A 16,986-nucleotide genomic window follows, 5' to 3' on the forward strand; every position below is an offset into this window, starting at 1 on the left:
CAACGCGCCCGTAGGCGATTACTAAGTAGCGGCTAGCCTACCGTCCCCGACCGAAGCATCTTCGCGCCTACCACCCGACCACCAGCGACGCAACCACCGAGCGAAAATGGCTCTGGTTTACGGTTACGGTGAAGCGTAACGAAACCCAAGGAATGCTTACGTCTTAACCTCGTGCCATTCGTCGCTGACCCCTCTTCACGTGTTGAACCAGCTGTCAATATTTCTCTGTGTCCCTTTCCACGTATCTCACTCCAAGATTTTGTTGACTTTGGCCAACCATACATCTATAAAAAAGCGTTACGATTTATATCATCTCAAAGGTTTGTATGGATAAATTGCCTTGCAAACATATCTACTAGAGGTCAATCATGTTGCGAAGTTTTTTTTGGCAAATATTTTGTCCAACGATTTTTGGGACGATCATTCTATCTCTTTGTTCTAACGCCATCGGCCAGACGGCGCCGAGTTTGAATTCGAGCGTAATCATCGGCGCTAAATCCGCACCAAGTCTCGCAATTGTCGGCTTTGCATCTGATAGCAGCTCTGTCGGCAGTTTTGTCTCTGCGAGTGGAAGCATGGATTTTACGGGCGTGGACTCCAGTGAAGTGGATCAAACTATGTCATATAGTGGATATGGTTCTGCGTCGGCAGATTTTGGTCGACTTAAGGTGTCGGGACAAGGATCGGTGAGTAACACCTACTTCAATCCGTCGAATGTTTCGATATTCGATGTGAACGGCGCGTTCAACCCAGACGGATCCCCCAGTGACTTAACTACTTTTGGTCGGGCTCAATTCAAGGACATCTTGCAATTTAATGGGGAGTTAAAGTCGGGTTACAAATCTCGTTACGTGTTTGGTATATCCGGCAATTTGTCAGGTACAAACAGCAATTTTACCCTAGCTGCACAATTCCCTGATGGTGTTATCGAACGTTTTAATACACCAGCGGGATACACCGGGGCATTTTTTACTCAATATGGGACCGGATTGCACGCGATCAACGGATCGTTTGCGCAGGAGATCACCGTATTGGCACTTTCCTCTTTCGACGTAGATCTGACTCAGGTGCCAGATGGCTCGAATCTTGCCGGAAGTTCTGATTTCTCGGCTACTGCAGTCCTGCAGCGAATTGACTTATTCGATGAATTTAATAATTTGGTTCCCACCGCTAGTTGGTCGGTAACTTCCGCGTCGGGAACAGTCTACCCGACTAGTTCGGTTCCCGAGCCGTCATCTGCAGTGCTCCTTGGTTGCGCATTCGGAGCCATGTTCTTAAGACATCGAACGAAACGAAATCACCAAAGCTGAATTGAGAACGAATATGCAATTTCGTTCGTACAGGATTTACCATTTTCTAGCGTGTTCTCACGTGATATAGAGTCTTGCTACGAATCAATCGAACGATTCAATGGACAAAACGTGGACAAAAGGTGCGACAAAAGGTGCGACAAAAGGTGCCACCCACGAATGGCACTGTTGAAATTCCATCGGCGCAGAAGTCGTCTAGTGGCAGATCGAAATTTTCTGTAAAATCTCGATCGTCATTGCGAGTGATCTAGTCATAATCCCTTGCTTTGGCGTATTTTCTAAGAACCTTCTTTGGTGAGCTGCAACTACAACCAAGGAAGGTTTTTCTATGCGCACTATATCGCATCGACCTGTCTATCGCAGCTTCAGTTTTGCCGATGCACTGCAACCATTCTTGCTGCAGGATGGACTCCCGTTCTCGCAAGTACTCGCTCCCGAGCGGATCGCTACCGTGTTCCAAAAACACGGAAGCTTGTTTGGCGGTATCTATACCACCGCCATTACGCTGTGGGCTTTCATCGGGCAAGTCTTACGCGATGGGAAAGAAGCGGCCTGCCAAGCTGCCGTGGCGAACGTGGTCGCCTACTGCCAGCTTACTGGGAAACCGGCTCCCACCCACGATACCGGCGACTACTGCGTCGCACGTGCAAAGCTCTCCGAGCATGCACTGCGTGAGCTGAGCTGCGAAGTTGCAGCTGATGCACAAAGCGACGCAGATTCCGCTTGGCTTTGGCAAGGCCGCAACGTTTTTTTGATCGATGGCTTTACCTTCATGATGGCCGACACGCCTGAGAACCAAGCAGAGTATCCTCAGCATACCGCACAGAAGCCAGGTGTTGGCTTTCCTATCGCAATGGGTGGGTGGCACGAATGTCACTGTTGCGTACGTAACTGTTAAGTTTCGAAGAGGTTATCGCCTTTTAGTAGTCTAGCCTGGAGGGTCGGTCGCGGCTCCATCATCAAGCGATAACTGTCCCGGCGTTTCTTGACGACGCGCGGCTCCAAACGATCCGGGCGATTGGCGATGCGACAAGCTGCTATTTGCGCCAGCAATCTCACGCTGTATGACAGCCTCTCGGCTTCGCTCAAGTTTAGCATCGCGTTGAGCCAACCAACAAGCACATATTGACATGCCGTCGTAAAACTGATTTCTCGCGGTCGACGCTCATGCAGCGCTGCCGCTCCCGCTATCACGACGCGAATTAGATTGTATGCCAGCATGGTCGTCCAGAATTCTCGACGAACCATCGCGGGGGTTTTACAGCGGAGATGATTCAAGTTCAAAAACGTCTTGATACTTCTGATATCCAACTCGGCATTCCAACGAAAGGAATATAACTCGGCGATCTCTTCAAAGCTCACGCCTTCCTCGCCTTGATCTTGCACAAACGTCGAAATGACAATAATCGAACTTTGCTTGCGCCCCGGTGCACTTATCACGTAACGTAGTTCTCGAAGCTCAATCCTCTCGGGCATGCTTGCGTATTGCTCAGCCGACATCCACGATGGTCGGGCCGGTCGTACCCAACTGACCAAGTGATCGTCCCATCCCAATCGCTTTCCTTTGCGAAAGTCCGTAGGCCGTTTCTGATGCTTGCGGAAGCAAACATGCACACCTCGCTGCATGAGCATAGCGATCAGCCAGTAGTTGCAGAAGTAGCGATCGGCAACCACGACATCTCCTGGCTTGAAAACATCCAAGAGCTTCCTTAGTAAAGCCGTTTCGCCAGTGCCTTTGCCCGCAAAAGGACCGACTGCGGCATCTACCAAACATCCCGTTGCTAAAGAGAGGATGCTTAGCACGCGAGCGATAGGAAAGCCAACACCTGGCTTCTGTGCGGTATGCTGAGGATACTCTGCTTGGTTCTCAGGCGTGTCGGCCATCATGAAGGTAAAGCCATCGATCAAAAAAACGTTGCGGCCTTGCCAAAGCCAAGCGGAATCTGCGTCGCTTTGTGCATCAGCTGCAACTTCGCAGCTCAGCTCACGCAGTGCATGCTCGGAGAGCTTTGCACGTGCGACGCAGTAGTCGCCGGTATCGTGGGTGGGAGCCGGTTTCCCAGTAAGCTGGCAGTAGGCGACCACGTTCGCCACGGCAGCTTGGCAGGCCGCTTCTTTCCCATCGCGTAAGACTTGCCCGATGAAAGCCCACAGCGTAATGGCGGTGGTATAGATACCGCCAAACAAGCTTCCGTGTTTTTGGAACACGGTAGCGATCCGCTCGGGAGCGAGTACTTGCGAGAACGGGAGTCCATCCTGCAGCAAGAATGGTTGCAGTGCATCGGCAAAACTGAAGCTGCGATAGACAGGTCGATGCGATATAGTGCGCATAGAAAAACCTTCCTTGGTTGTAGTTGCAGCTCACCAAAGAAGGTTCTTAGAAAATACGCCAAAGCAAGGGATTATGACTAGATCACTCGCAATGACGATCGAGATTTTACAGAAAATTTCGATCTGCCACTAGACGACTTCTGCGCCGATGGAATTTCAACAGTGCCATTCGTGGGTGGCACCTCTTGTTTTCGCACCTTTTGTTTTCAGGGGTTCGCAAATATTGAACCTCATTGGTGTTCGCACGCAACCGGCGCATCAACCCCGAAGGGGTCTAACAACAAAGCCCGGGGTCGCGCAGCGCACCCCGGTTCAAGACGCAACACCATCGCACCAACCCCGAAGGGGTTGAACATGTCGCAGTGTTGAACCCCGTTGGGGTTCGCACGTGACGCATGCCCCGATTCCCAGGGTGCGCTGCGCGACCCTGGGCTCTGATATTGAACCCCGTTGGGGTTCGCAAATATTGAACCTCATTGGTGTTCGCATGCAACCGGCGCATCAATCCCGAAGGGGTTGAACAATTAAGCCCGGGGTCGCGCAGCGCACCCCGGGTCAAGACGCAACACCACCGCGCCAACCCCGAGGGGGTTGAACATGTCGCCGTGTTGAACCCCGTTGGGGTTCGCACGTGACGTATGCACCGATTCCCAGGGTGCGCTGCGCGACCCTGGGAATCGGTGCATACGTCGGCGTATGATCGCATCCAGGCTTTGAAGGGTGAACAGATCGATTCGGCGGCAGCAGATCTGGCAGTGATACGTGTGCAAGGCGATGCGCTTGAGGATGCCCCTCACCCCCGCCCCCTCTCCCCGAAACGGGGCGAGGGGAGGAAAAAGAATGGGGGGCGTATTCTGCGTGATGCATGGTTGGCGGTCTTTACTGTCGATGAACGTAAGACGTCGGGAATCTATGCAAACAAGTCTGGAGTGAGGGCGAGTAACAAAGGCTTCTTGCCGATGTCGCTGTCGGATTACTTATCGCTGCTTGACTGGACTGGGCGTCAAGGGCGGCTCGATAAGCGAGGTTCGGTTCCTGATGGGCTCAAGCCTATCTTGCAGCGGCTTGGTATTGAGTCATCGATGTGGTGCGATCTGGTGTGGAATTTTAAAAAGTACTTTGGCAAGAGTGCTGGACGTCCAGCGAGTATGCGTAACGAAGCCGAAAGAAGTGGTCGTGCATGGGTTCGCGGCCAAAGAGCCGCCGCCAGTTGCTTTGCGGGCGGTTAGTTTGCGTTTACGAATCAGTAACGCAGGAGGTTAAACGCGAATCAGAACGAACTCGATTGGACGCGCTTTTTAATTTGCATCAATGAATGGCGCAGCTTCGCAGCTCATGATTAGAGGCGACTGGCAACCTGGGGTTCCGCTTCGTCCCTCAGCTCCACCCCAGGCTAGAAAATACCGCTACTTCGTAGCTCGAGATGCAGCGGAAGATATATGGCAGAAGAATGATGGCAGGCTGAGTTTACGTAAAAATGTCAACTTACTTCGTTGTCATGCCGCTTGTTCTGGTAAATCAAAAGTCGCTCTGTTGAAACTTAGTTCCGGTAAATACCAAGTATTGAGTGGAGTTTAGGTTGAATTTGGTCTCTAGAGGCCGATACTGGCAACAACAACTTCAAGGCGAATCGCTATAGCTTTGGCAGTTGTCCCAAAATGGTTGCCTTCTTTGCCCTTTTTAAGATTGCTGGATAATGGCAATGCAGATCAAAGCTCATTGTGCCTTAACTGCAGTATTGTTGCTCGCTATTTCCGGGCGTGCTTGGTGCATCGAACCTTGCAAAATCACTGTCCTTGACGCTGCCAATGGCTGGCCGGTTCCGATGGTGGAGTTGCGAACAACGCATAACGTTTCCTTTGTTTCAGACAATGCGGGTGTTATCGCTTTCGATCTGCCGGAACTTATGGAGCGAGAGACCTTTTTTACAATCGAAGGGCACGGGTACGGAGTCGAAAAAGATGGCTTCGGCAACGCAGGTGTGGTCCTCGTGCCCAAGCCAGGCGAGGCACTGACAGTGCAGGTGGATCGCCAACTTGCTGCGAAACGTCTTGGTCGGCTTACTGGGACTGGGCTATTCGCCGAGAGTCAAAAACTGGGCGAGTACTTGGAATGGCAAGATGCAAAGATTATGGGCTGCGATAGCGTCCAAACAGCAATGCATAACGAGCGGTTGTTCTGGAGCTGGGGCGACACGGCGATCGCGAAGTATCCGCTGGGGCTGTATCATATGATTGGTGCAACGACTGCGCGTCAACCGCTGCAGTCGTTTGTGCCTCCCATACAATTGAAATTCGACTATTTCGACGACGAGCATCAGAATCCGCGAGTTATTGCTCCCATTGAAGGAGAAGGACCAACGTGGTTAGGTGGATTTGTTAGTCTGCCAGATCAGCACGGCAACCATATCCTTGTGGCAAGCTATGCAAAAATATCTCCGCCACTTGCTGTTTATGAATTAGGGTTGTGCGTTTGGAATGAACAGACGCAAACGTTCGAAAAGACCGTTGAATTGTGGCACGAACGTTCGGGCTTTCCAGAACCTGAACTGTTTCCCACAGGACATGTGAATATTGTCGATGAAGAGGGAAAGCGATGGGCTCTTTTTGGTGACCCGTTCCCATCTCTTAAATGTGAAGCGACCTATGAAGCTTGGTCGAATCCAGAAGCATGGCAAAAATTGCAGCCGCAATCAAAAGTGCCCACACGCGATGGCCTTCAAATCGAACCGCATCGCGGCGCAATCGCTTGGAATGCGTACCGCGGAAAATGGATTTCAGTTTTTTGCGAACGGTATGGAAAGCCATCTGCATTCGGAGAACTTTGGTATGCCGAAGCAGACGCGCCGACCGGGCCATGGCATGACGCTGTCAAGGTAGTGACGCATGCCGACTACACCTTCTACAACCCGCACTTGCATCCAGAAATGAACGATGCAGACGCCGACTTCATCCTTTTCGAAGCGACCTATACCAAGACATTCTCTTCAGCTACGCAAGCAACTCCGCGTTACGACTACAACCAAATCCTCTATCGCCTGGATTTGGACGACATCGCCCAAAAGTCGACCGAGTAAATCGTCAACCGAGCAGACTTTACATCAAAACGCCGCTCGACGAATCATTAGAGTTCGCGGATCCAGATGTCTTTGAATCGCATCCGCCCTTCTCCGCCGGAGTGGAGCTGCAGCGCAATGACGCCTTCTTCGGATTCGGGCGAAGGATACGTAAAGTCGAGAATTTGGACACCGTTCAGCACTACAACGTAGCGTTTGCCTTCTACGCGAATCAGCATGTCGTTCCAATCATGCGGCTTGATAACTGTTTCAAGATGAGGCGCTGGCCAAGCAATCCAGGCTTTGTCATCGCCATAGATGCCGCCAGTATGGTGACCGATCGTGCGGTCGATTTCGATCTGGCGACCGGCAGTTACCGTCGCTGTGCCTGGCTCAAAAGTCGTATGCAAGTAGACTCCGCTATTGCCATCTGCTTCGCATTTGAAACGCAAAGACAGATGGAAATTGCGGTAAGTTTTCTCCGTGGCCAGATAGCCATACTCGGGAGTAACGCCTTCACCATAAATCGCGCCGTCCTCAACAACCCACTTTTCTTTTCCAACTTCTGTCCAGCCAGTCAAGTCTTTACCGTTAAAGAGCTGTTGCCAAGCCGCATCGAAACGGTTTGGCTCCTGCGCGATTGCTGGCGACAACATGAAGACAAAGAATAAGAGAGCAAACTTTTTCATAGCTACGTTGTTTGATTAAGTGATTGGACGACGCGAGGTAGGATCTTAACGTATCAAGTGACTACTCTGCTTTTTCTTTCAGCGTCACGGTGCCGAAATCCGAAGTGCTCAAGTAAGAATCGTTTTCGTCATGGTGCCATTTTGCGACTGCACCGCGACTTCCGGAACCTGAATCATCATTCACTTGTAGCTCGATGCCGACCTTTTTTCCAGCTTCAGGTTTCAAATGAGTGAGTTTTACCGACAATTCGACAAGGTAGCCATCGTCTGTCGTTTTGGTAACAGCCGTTAGGTTCTCAGTCTTGGTCGATTCGCCGCCAGATACTTTGCCCTTGTAGGATACGCGATACTGAGCATCGTCGTCCTGATACGAACCGGCTTTCTCGTTCAACTCGTCGACGAAAAACTCAATGGAGTCTTGTTGGTGATCTTCGAAGGAAGAATCGGAAAGCTTTGGATCTTTAACTTGGAATAGAGCATACAAATGCTCGGCGTCCCACATCAGTTTTACTTTGGCTGTTGCCATCTTGTCCTTAGCGATCGTTGTTTCGCTAGTCGCAGGTTTACTGACATCGAATTCAACTGCGTGTTCCCACGCTTCGTCAATCTCGCCATCAACCTTTGGCGTACCGTGAATTGCAACAGGCTCTACGTCGTGTTTAGCCTCGGCGGTGCTTGCCCCTTCGGACTTTTCATCTTCCGCCTGGACCAGGGTTGCGGGAGCTAAACCCATCGCGACGATTGCGAGAAGACGGAGGAAACGCTGCTGCGAAAATTGAAACTTCATATTAAACCTACCAGAATCGAGAAACTGAAGAGCTTTCCGGCACTGTGCCGAAGTCAACTATTGTCAGGGGTGACAAGATGAAAAGCAATCACGGGTAGATCAGTAAAAGGTGAAGCTTCTGCAATTTTCTGCATCCTTAGATTCTGACGCTGAACCTCTACTGGTCCGGATTGTCCCTCGTAGTATGAATCCAGCGACGGTAAAACAGAAAGCCCCAACGTTACTGGCCGCGACAGTTGCCCCTGAAGATATCGGAATTGGCGATTGGCTGGCGGTCATCAGCTGCACGCAGGAATATCCTGCGTGGTTGTACGGATCGTGTTCGTTCCCTTCCCAGCCTTCTGTCCAAGTTCAGGAACGGGATTCAAGTGGAGTGCCGCTAAAAGTAAAAGCGATTTGTTTGCCTTTTATTCTGACGCGTCAAACCGGCGGCGAGCGCTGCGTCATAGACATGCGTTGCAGCAAAGTTGTCAAACTTTCAAAGCGTTACGCAAAAAAGTACAAGGCTCTTGGCGACTCGACCAACTCGCTCGAGAGTTGCGGCAAATAGACAAACGTTTACGATCGAGGTCAGTACACGTTGCTGAGCAAGAGCGGCTATCTCAATCGCACGGCAGATCGACAGACGTCTTGCAATTGTTGTGGATCGCTCAGAATATGCGTCGAAACGCGCTGGGCGATCAGCATGCCAGCGGTTTCGGACGCTTGGACATCGTCAGGTTCATTGACGATGGCGGAGACTGCGAAGCCGGATTGGACTAGCATTCCCATGGCAATCGCCGCAGATTCGTCGACCGCTTGGACAATAAAGATGAGGCTTGTATCGCGTGGCAATCGACTGCGGACCTCGTTGAGCATGTCGGGCAACATCAGCCCGTCGGTCCGTTCCAGCCGACCTAACAACCGATGAAGCTCGTCAAAATGCTCAGGGCCGCGATCGGCTGGAATCACGATCGGACGCAAGCGATCGGACTTCGCAAGCATCTCAGTGCCCTCCAGCAGCGACTCGCGATCCTCAGATGCAACGCTATGTTCTGATTCAAACGCGATGCGATCGGCTGCATCGCGACCGTTGCTAATTAAACCAAACTGCTGGTTTTGAAGATAAAGATAGTTTGCAATGCTCGCGGCCAACGTTGCGGCGAGATCCGTGCGCATCGGCTCATGTCGATCAGGATTGCTATCGGCGTGCATATCAAGTATCAGCATCGCTCCTGCCACTGTCGTCGGCTGAAAGATCTTCGTATGCAGTTTCCCCGTTCTTGCGGTAGCTGCCCAGTGCACGCGATTGATTGGATCGCCGCTTTGGTATTCTCGAATGCCGACCAGTAGAGTTGGATCTTCGACACTTCTGTAAGCGACACGGATTTCTCCGACCGGCCTCCTTGAAGCGATCTGATAGCTGGAAATCGGCTCGATCTTTGGCCTAACCAGAACGTACTCCGGTGATTGTAAAATACGATACTGTCGATGGAGTCCGAGGAGGTCACCTGTTTCGCAGACGGTAGGACCTATTTGAAAGTAGCCGCGTCGCTTGGCCTCAAGCTTGTAGTTGATAAATGTCCGGCGGTCACGCCCCATCGATTCGAGCTTGGCTGCCTTTCCGTGCAACTGCAGCGATTTTGGCGGTAGAAAGATATCGCGGCGGGGCAAGATGTCTTCGACGATGGTCCAAGGCACGTACCAACGGCCTTGATTATGGATCTCGACAGCGACGTTGAAGGTTTCTCCCGCCTCGATGTCGTGAGCACTCACTGATCTTCGAGCTGTTAGGTTCCCCGTCCAGCGCTGCGTAAAGAACCTGGCAAGCTGGAAGACGAGCAAGAGGATGCAAGCACCAAACGCAAAAAAGTTGGCACCCGTCAGAAGTCCCACCAGCAGGATTGCAGCGATCAGTGCAACAATCTGCATGGGCTATCTTCCACCTGAGGTAGCGGCTTCAAGCAAGGGGACTGCGATTTCGGCGACGATGTCCTCGACGATCTTGTCAGCAGTCATCTTCCGCAAACGACTTTCAGGCCGAAGGATTAGCCGGTGCCCAAGCACGGGAGCAACTACGCGTTTTACATCATCGGGCTGAACGAAATCATGTCCACGAATTGCAGCCATTGCCTGGGCAGTACGATAGAGAGCAATCGAAGCGCGTGGCCCCCCTCCCAGTGCAAGGTCTTCGTGCTTACGCGTTGCGTGAATAATGTCCAAAATGTACCGCGCTACTTTCGGATCCACATGAATCGAACGAATCGCAGTCTGGCATTCAACGAGCTCTTGGGCGCTTACCACTGGCTCTAGGAAAGAAGTCGGATCACCGCGCTGCAATACTTCGAGCATCTTCAGCTCTTCGTCATAACTTGGGTAGCCCAATGAGAATCGCATGATAAAGCGGTCGAGTTGTGCTTCCGGAAGAGGAAAAGTACCTTCATGGTCGATTGGGTTTTGAGTTGCGATGACCAAGAACGGTTTCGCGAGCGTGTGGGAGGTCCCGTCGACCGTGACGCGGCCTTCAGCCATCGCCTCAAGAAACGCTGATTGTGTTCGAGGAGTCGCACGATTGATTTCGTCGGCAAGCAAAATGTTTGAAAAGACTGGCCCGGGCCGAAATACGAATTCCACTTGTTTTGGGTCGAAGATTGAAGCGCCTGTAATATCGGTTGGTAGCAAATCGGGTGTACATTGCACGCGTTTGAAACTACAGCCGACGCTGCGAGCAAGTGCGCGGGCCAGCATTGTCTTAGCAACACCTGGCACATCTTCCAGCAATACGTGACCTTCGGAGAACCAAGCGATCAATGCGAGGATTGTTTGGCGGCGTTTACCGACAATTGCTTTTTCAACATTGGCAATAATTCGTTTTGAAACATCGTTTACGATCGCGGACATTCGAGCCTCGATGCTGATACCATTGTTCACGTTTCCGGATTTTGTCGACAGGGCTACCGCCATAAGCGGATTAACCATGATGAACAACGAGGCACCAACATGCAACGCCACAGGACGTTCCATGGCGCTTGAATTATCGGCCTAATCAAAAACGCTTGCCCATTTTCCGAGCGGACACCCTTCGGGTTTGCTCTACGATTTACAAATAAACGCCCGGGTGAAGCAGTTGGGCAACACTCCTTACGCCGCGACCTATGCCGGAAGCGCTGAGCGTTAAGCTGGGGAGTCTGCGCCTGGCCGCTGAACATACGAGCGGCTCCGTTGGAGAAAGTTGACTTTTTTGCAAAAGTCAAGTCGAACCAGTTGTTTTGCCTTTCCCGGCTCTATTATACTTGCTGACTGGGGACGACGAGTTTCAGCTGGGCTTGGCTGGGCCTCAAGTATGAGGCGGAGTACGAGCCATTTTGGACTCCTCAGCATCAACAACCATTCACGAGTTAGGCGATCTGAATGCGAAACGATAACAAGATATCAGCGCGTCTTTCTTTTGATCTCCCAGGCCGACTGTTTCGGTTCGCCTCAGTCGCTCTAGTGCTATGCCTGGCAAATGCGACGAATGGTGAAGAGCTAGCGGATCTGATCGAACGATGTGAAAAGGCAGTCGTTCGTATCGACATTCCTGATGGGCTTGGCAGTGGTTTCGTAGTCGACGGCAATGGCACGTTCTGCACAAACTTTCATGTGATGGCTGGTGCGTCTGAAGGCACCGCTATCTTCAACGATGGCCGCAAGTTTAAGATTCTTGGAACATACCTGATGGATCCAAAAAGGGATTTGGTGATCGGGAAGATTGAAGGGCAAAATCTGACGTCGCTGCCAGTCGCCCAGACCCTTCCGCGGAAGGGTGAATCCGTGATGGCGCTTGGTTGCCCGATCGGTTTCAATTTTTCAGTTTCAAACGGTATTGTGAGTGGTGTTCGTTCGGCAGCAGAAGTGAATGGCGGTCGGAACGATCACGAAGGTCAGTGGTTGCAGTTCGACGCATCCATTTCGCCTGGCAACAGTGGTGGACCATTGGTGAATCGCGCTGGCGAAGTTGTGGCGATGAATACTTTCATGATTGCCAACAAAGCTCAGAACATGAACTTTGGGATTTCTTGTATTGACATTAACCAGGCGATTCGCACAGCGAAATCTTTGCCGCTCGTTCCGCTCTCGGCCGGGGCAGCTAAGTCCGAGATGCCCGATGCTCAGCAAGATGATGAACTCGAGATTCCAAGCAGCGCCGTTCAACAATACGTCGATGCGACACGTCGTGACCTCGAATCGCTAATGAAGTCGACTCGTACGGAAGTTAAGAAGCAGCGTGAGACGCGCGTTCAATACAACAAGGCTCCCATCAACGGTGCGATTGAAGGTGATGCGGGCTTGGTCCGCTATACCGATCGCAGTTCAGGGCGATCTTTTACTTCGTTTGTATTTAGAACCGAAGAAGTGCGGCAGAGATATATGCGAGCGCGTGAGACTCGCGCCAATGAGTTGATTGAACTGGGCAAGCTGCAATCGCAAGGTGCTACGAATGAAGTCGTTGCCAAATTCGCGTTAGGCTTTGGGCCGCCACTTGATACTCGCAAGGCAGGTAGCGTTGGATTTATGTCCAACGTGCAAGTGATCGACGTCGCAAATGAATTTCTCGTAGTCATCGAATATGAAGATCGGCCTTACTTACTGAAGCTAGATGCGACAACAGGGCTGTTCCCAGGTTCGGAAATCCCGCCGATGCCGGTGTTTGTGGCGGGCAATCAGGTCGTGCCTCGCAGCGGATCGAGCATCAATGTAACGCTACTGGCTTCTGTTCCTATTGAAAAGATTCAGCGAGCGGCCAAAGTGGCACCGAGTGCCTCGAGTGCGGTTGCAAGTAGTGGCGCATCGGGTTCGACAGATGGCTTAACAGGTGAATCGCGAAGTTCTTCTGACTCGTCGTTCGCGGCTGCTTTTGCACCCGAGGCGGATGCTGGACGAATCTGGATGTCCCGTGACGGCAAGTTCACGGTGAACGCGAGTTTGGTCTCGTACGATGCCAAAAGTGGAAAAGTTAAGCTGAAGAAAATCGACGATGGAAAAGTTATTGACGTGCCTCTGAAAGCCTTATGTGACGTCGATCAGCGATTTGTTTCCGGCAAGTAACTGGTGAAAAATCGCAAGTCCACCGCGGCGTGGTGGTTGGACAATTTTAGTTCGTCGGCTGGGAGCTAAATCTTTCGTGGCAACTTGTGCACGTCAGATTTGATATAATTCGGACCAGGCAGGCTCCGATCAACAGTTAGGCAAGGCGGACTGAGAAATGAAGTACTTGGCGGGTACGTGTTGGATACTAGCAGTATTGGCGTCGCTTAACCAAGCCGTAGCGCAGGAGAATTGGACGCGTTTTCGCGGTGATGACGCAACAGGTGTGGTTGACGATGACCCGCGGTTGCCATTGACGTGGGGGCCAGAAAAGAACGTCAAATGGGTCGTCGACCTGCCTGGCAACGGATGGTCTTCGCCAATTGTTTGTAAGGATCGAGTATTCGTCACTTCGGTAGTAAGTGAGGCGGATGGCCAAAAGCCGCAGAAGGGGCTTTATCTTGGTGAAGGCGTACGAGCGCCGGCAGCGGGCATACATCACTGGATGATTTACTGCCTTGATTTGGCAACCGGAAAGCAGCTTTGGTCATATGAGGCTAAATCTGGACCAGCACCAGTGCCGCGACATCCGAAGAGTTCTTACGCTTCGGAAACGCCTACGACCGATGGCGAGCGACTGTTTGTTTTGTTCGGAGACGTGGGGCTCTACTGTTGTGATTTTGACGGCAATCTGTTGTGGTCTCAGGAGATCGAGTCCAAGAAGACATTCTGGGACTACGGTGCCGCTGCTTCTCCCGTGGTTCATGACGATCAAGTTTTTGTAGTGTATGACAATTTAGAAGCATCGTGGCTGGCGGCATTCGACTGCGCGACGGGCGAAAGGCGGTGGCAGACGGATCGCGATGAAACGCATTCGTGGTCCACTCCGTTCGTCTGGAAGAATACTGAGCGAACGGAGATTGTGGTTCCTGGTCAGAAGAAGATTCGTTCTTATACGTTGTCTGGCGAGGTCTTGTGGGAACTGAATGGAAAGATGTCCAATTTGGTTATTCCGTCGCCTTTCGCTGCTCACGGATTTTGTTACATAGCGTCAGGCTACGTCGTCGATGCGAATCGCCCCACGATTGCGATGAAGCCTGGAGCCTCAGGAGATATTACTGGCAATGGCGACTTCTCGAAGAATCAGTTTGTCGCATGGCATCAACCTAAATCTGCGCCTTACAATACGTCTCAAATTGTCCTTGGAGACTATCTGTACACGCTTTATGATCTCGGCTTTATGACGTGCCATAATGCCAAGACAGGTGAAGAGGTCTACGGAAAGACACGATTCCGTCCCAGTGGTACGTTCACAGCCTCGCCGTGGGCTTACAACGGAAAGATCTTTTGCTTGAATGAAGATGGTCTAACTTATGTCGTGGAGACCGGTTCCAATTTTGCGATTAGTGGCACGAATATGCTGGACGAGTTGTGTTTGTCAACGCCTGCGATCGCTCAAGGGAATCTGTTAATTCGAACCGCTTCCAAACTATATTGCATTAGCGAATCGAGCAATTCTACGGCTTCTGATGTAAGCGACGACAATGCCGCAGTCGATTAGCGTTGCATTTCGAGTGCATCAAACCACAATTGCCGAAACCTTTGTTTGAAATGTCGGGCACGGACTAGCCGACAAGCGGAATCTAAGCAGAATAGTGGTTCGTCCGATCTGAGTTGTAGCATCGCATTAAAGCGAAACAAGTTACACGTCGTCGTTCCAAGATTAGTTGACCTGGAACGAATCTGAAGAGACGCAACGTGCATCTACGAAACCTAGTTAAGAATTCTCATTGAGCAACGCTTTGAACGCGATTCAAGCACACGAGCGATTTAGCAAATCTGGTCTCCAGAATAGTCCTGTAATTTCACTTCGAGCGATCTCGAAATCGTATTCGGGTTACAAGGCGCTTCACGATATCTCCGTTGATATTCCGCAGGGAGTTACTGGGTTGCTCGGCCCCAACGGTGCAGGTAAAAGTACGCTGATAAAAATTTTGCTCGGACTTCTGAGAGCAACTAGTGGTTCAGGTACATTGCTTGAACTACCGATTGGCAGAACAAATACGCGTATTCGCGAGCTAGTCGGTTATATGCCCGAAGATGATTGTTACCTACCATCACTCAGCGGCGTTGAGTGCGTCCAGTTCGCGGCTCGCCTGAACTGTATTCCCGCCATCGAAGCTCTTCGTCGGTCGCACGAAATCTTAGACTTTTGCGGAGCAGGGCAAGAACGCTACCGTACTGTTGAGACTTATTCTACGGGCATGCGTCAGAAGCTAAAGTTTGCACAAGCGCTCGTGCATGACCCACCGCTTCTGATCCTGGACGAGCCGACGTCAGGACTTGATCCTGATGAGCGTGATGCAATGCTCAATCGTATTCGATCGCTGGCGGATAATCATGGGAAGAGCATCGTAATTTGCACTCATATCCTACCTGATGTTCAGCACGTGAGTGATTTTGTCGTCATCTTGGCGGCGGGCCGCGTTTCTGTCGCAAAAACGCTTGCCGAGTTATCTCGGCCGCAATCCCCGTCATTGATGGTACGTACTTTGGGTTCCCCTGCGAAGTTGGCAGAATGTTTGATTGGGGAGGGGATTGATGTGTCGGTCGGAGCTTTAGGGGGAGTAATTGTCGCTGATGATTCTGCGCGATGCATTCGAAAAATTTGGGACATAGCTGTCACCAATCAGATTGTCATCCGTTCCTTGACACCTGCAAAGAACTCTATGGAGACAATCTTCCTCGAAGCAGTCCAGAACGCGACGCAAGGAGCAAATCATGCCGATTCATGATACAGGCTATCGCGCGTGGGAGGGCAATCGTGTCAGCAGATTGACACGCTGGACGACGATTTGTTCGACAGGAGTTCGCAGGGCGTATCAGTCTAAGTGGCTGCGCCGACTCCTTGCTGTTTCAACGATCCCGCTGCTGTTTTTTGCGATTCCCTTTATGCTTTTCGAGCAATCGACACGCGATCAAGAATCATTTCTGTGGGTTATGCAGTTTGTCCAGAGAATGCCGCAAAGCCAGATGTTGCAAGATCGAATGGGCAGCGTGTCTTATACACCCGATGCGCAAGAGCTGTCTGTGATTAGACGCGACATTTGGTCGTTTTTATTTTTGAGTCTGCTACGGCTGCCTCAGTTAGTGTTGATGGTTATTTTGGTGGGAATTGTAGCGCCACCCTTAATCTCGCAGGACTTACGGACGCGAGCTTACTTGATCTATTTTTCTAGGCCCATTTCACGTTTTGAGTACATCATTGGGAAGTTCGGCGTAGTCAGCTTCTTCCTTGCCATTATTAGCGTGCTGCCTCCGCTGCTGTTGTACGTTATGGGGATATTGCTGTCACCCAACACCGGTGAGATTTTTGAGACTTGGGATTTGCCGGTGCGCATCGTCATCGCGGCCGTAACCTTGATTGTTCCGACAACTCTCGTTGCGTTAGCGATTTCTTCGTTGACATTGGAAAGTCGGTATGCATCGTTCGCATGGTTCTCGCTTTGGATTGCCGGTCACATCACGTATTCCGTTTTATACGCTTCGATGAGTTTTTCGAACCAGTCGTTGCAGCATTTGCAAGACCCCGGCATGCGATTCCTGGTGTCGCCGTACCAAATCCTAGGCGTCGTTCAAGCGTACATCTTCGGGTTTGATGTGGGGTTCGCAAAGCTAGCGGCTAGCGTCATCGCATTAGTGGTCGCAAGCGGCGTCTCGACCGCGGTCCTCTTCAATCGTGTCCAAGCACCTATGCGCGCTTGAGAG

Annotated in this window: 14 protein-coding genes; 9 read left to right on the forward strand and 5 right to left on the reverse strand. The window is 51.3% G+C overall.

Annotated elements, in window-relative coordinates; translation table 11 throughout:
• Positions 1–368 precede the first annotated feature (368 nt).
• Both SH451x_RS06690 and SH451x_RS06695 read left to right on the forward strand, forming a co-directional pair.
• On the forward strand, positions 369–1,310 hold the full coding sequence (locus SH451x_RS06690; RefSeq protein ID WP_479361672.1) for a PEP-CTERM sorting domain-containing protein: 942 nt from the start codon (positions 369–371) through the stop codon (positions 1,308–1,310).
• 328 nt (positions 1,311–1,638) lie between these two features.
• A complete protein-coding gene (locus SH451x_RS06695; protein WP_479361673.1) occupies positions 1,639–2,208 on the forward strand; it encodes a transposase in 570 nt (189 codons plus the stop codon).
• On the opposite strand, the gene SH451x_RS06700 is transcribed toward SH451x_RS06695, so the two are convergent.
• Positions 2,205–3,641 (reverse strand): IS4 family transposase, encoded by a 1,437-nt coding sequence (locus SH451x_RS06700; protein WP_479358038.1) that lies wholly within the window; start codon positions 3,639–3,641, stop codon positions 2,205–2,207. The two genes, SH451x_RS06695 and SH451x_RS06700, sit on opposite strands and share 4 nt — an antisense overlap.
• A gap of 638 nt (positions 3,642–4,279) precedes the next feature.
• On the opposite strand from SH451x_RS06700, the gene SH451x_RS06705 reads away from it, so the two are divergent.
• Complete coding sequence (locus SH451x_RS06705; protein ID WP_479361674.1) at positions 4,280–4,870, forward strand: hypothetical protein; 591 nt, start codon at positions 4,280–4,282, stop codon at positions 4,868–4,870.
• A gap of 473 nt (positions 4,871–5,343) precedes the next feature.
• Entirely contained in the window at positions 5,344–6,717 is a 1,374-nt protein-coding gene (locus SH451x_RS06710; protein WP_479361675.1) for a glycoside hydrolase family 183 protein, read from the forward strand.
• A gap of 47 nt (positions 6,718–6,764) precedes the next feature.
• Here the strand turns inward: SH451x_RS06710 and SH451x_RS06715 are convergent, their stop codons facing one another.
• Together SH451x_RS06715 and SH451x_RS06720 are read right to left on the reverse strand one after the other, a co-directional pair.
• Positions 6,765–7,385, reverse strand: coding sequence for a 3-keto-disaccharide hydrolase (locus SH451x_RS06715; protein WP_479361676.1), 621 nt, complete (start codon positions 7,383–7,385; stop codon positions 6,765–6,767).
• 61 nt (positions 7,386–7,446) lie between these two features.
• Positions 7,447–8,172, reverse strand: coding sequence for a sugar-binding protein (locus tag SH451x_RS06720; protein ID WP_479361677.1), 726 nt, complete (start codon positions 8,170–8,172; stop codon positions 7,447–7,449).
• A 109-nt stretch (positions 8,173–8,281) separates the two neighbouring features.
• On the opposite strand from SH451x_RS06720, the gene SH451x_RS06725 reads away from it, so the two are divergent.
• Positions 8,282–8,722, forward strand: a complete 441-nt coding sequence (locus SH451x_RS06725) for a hypothetical protein (RefSeq protein ID WP_479361678.1) — start codon at positions 8,282–8,284, stop codon at positions 8,720–8,722.
• Between the two features lie 47 nt (positions 8,723–8,769).
• On the opposite strand, the gene SH451x_RS06730 is transcribed toward SH451x_RS06725, so the two are convergent.
• Both SH451x_RS06730 and SH451x_RS06735 read right to left on the reverse strand, forming a co-directional pair.
• Positions 8,770–10,083: a DUF58 domain-containing protein gene (locus SH451x_RS06730; RefSeq protein WP_479361679.1), complete on the reverse strand. Its 1,314-nt coding sequence runs from the start codon at positions 10,081–10,083 to the stop codon at positions 8,770–8,772.
• 3 nt (positions 10,084–10,086) lie between these two features.
• The gene (locus SH451x_RS06735) at positions 10,087–11,052 is read right to left on the reverse strand and encodes an AAA family ATPase (protein WP_479362891.1); all 966 of its coding nucleotides are present in this window, start codon (positions 11,050–11,052) and stop codon (positions 10,087–10,089) included.
• A gap of 510 nt (positions 11,053–11,562) precedes the next feature.
• Here SH451x_RS06735 and SH451x_RS06740 point away from each other — a divergent pair.
• From SH451x_RS06740 to SH451x_RS06755, 4 genes are all read left to right on the forward strand, one after another.
• Positions 11,563–13,239, forward strand: coding sequence for a trypsin-like peptidase domain-containing protein (locus SH451x_RS06740; protein ID WP_479361680.1), 1,677 nt, complete (start codon positions 11,563–11,565; stop codon positions 13,237–13,239).
• A gap of 157 nt (positions 13,240–13,396) precedes the next feature.
• On the forward strand, positions 13,397–14,779 hold the full coding sequence (locus tag SH451x_RS06745) for an outer membrane protein assembly factor BamB family protein (protein WP_479361681.1): 1,383 nt from the start codon (positions 13,397–13,399) through the stop codon (positions 14,777–14,779).
• A gap of 229 nt (positions 14,780–15,008) precedes the next feature.
• Positions 15,009–16,013: an ABC transporter ATP-binding protein gene (locus SH451x_RS06750; protein ID WP_479361682.1), complete on the forward strand. Its 1,005-nt coding sequence runs from the start codon at positions 15,009–15,011 to the stop codon at positions 16,011–16,013.
• Entirely contained in the window at positions 16,000–16,983 is a 984-nt protein-coding gene (locus SH451x_RS06755) for an ABC transporter permease subunit (RefSeq protein WP_479361683.1), read from the forward strand. Before SH451x_RS06750 ends, SH451x_RS06755 begins: the two co-directional genes overlap by 14 nt.
• Positions 16,984–16,986: the final 3 nt, after the last annotated feature.

Source organism: Njordella aestuarii (assembly GCF_056494165.1).

What these genes read in the sequence shown, in the direction of transcription:
- SH451x_RS06745 (WP_479361681.1), top strand. Translation starts at nt 13,397, where the DNA reads ATGAAGTACTTGGCGGGTACGTGTTGGATACTAGCAGTATTGGCGTCG.
- SH451x_RS06735 (WP_479362891.1), bottom strand. Translation starts at nt 11,052, where the DNA reads ATGTCCGCGATCGTAAACGATGTTTCAAAACGAATTATTGCCAATGTT.
- SH451x_RS06690 (WP_479361672.1), top strand. Translation starts at nt 369, where the DNA reads ATGTTGCGAAGTTTTTTTTGGCAAATATTTTGTCCAACGATTTTTGGG.
- SH451x_RS06715 (WP_479361676.1), bottom strand. Translation starts at nt 7,385, where the DNA reads ATGAAAAAGTTTGCTCTCTTATTCTTTGTCTTCATGTTGTCGCCAGCA.
- SH451x_RS06720 (WP_479361677.1), bottom strand. Translation starts at nt 8,172, where the DNA reads ATGAAGTTTCAATTTTCGCAGCAGCGTTTCCTCCGTCTTCTCGCAATC.
- SH451x_RS06700 (WP_479358038.1), bottom strand. Translation starts at nt 3,641, where the DNA reads ATGCGCACTATATCGCATCGACCTGTCTATCGCAGCTTCAGTTTTGCC.
- SH451x_RS06730 (WP_479361679.1), bottom strand. Translation starts at nt 10,083, where the DNA reads ATGCAGATTGTTGCACTGATCGCTGCAATCCTGCTGGTGGGACTTCTG.
- SH451x_RS06695 (WP_479361673.1), top strand. Translation starts at nt 1,639, where the DNA reads ATGCGCACTATATCGCATCGACCTGTCTATCGCAGCTTCAGTTTTGCC.
- SH451x_RS06755 (WP_479361683.1), top strand. Translation starts at nt 16,000, where the DNA reads ATGCCGATTCATGATACAGGCTATCGCGCGTGGGAGGGCAATCGTGTC.
- SH451x_RS06705 (WP_479361674.1), top strand. Translation starts at nt 4,280, where the DNA reads ATGCACCGATTCCCAGGGTGCGCTGCGCGACCCTGGGAATCGGTGCAT.
- SH451x_RS06740 (WP_479361680.1), top strand. Translation starts at nt 11,563, where the DNA reads ATGCGAAACGATAACAAGATATCAGCGCGTCTTTCTTTTGATCTCCCA.
- SH451x_RS06710 (WP_479361675.1), top strand. Translation starts at nt 5,344, where the DNA reads ATGCAGATCAAAGCTCATTGTGCCTTAACTGCAGTATTGTTGCTCGCT.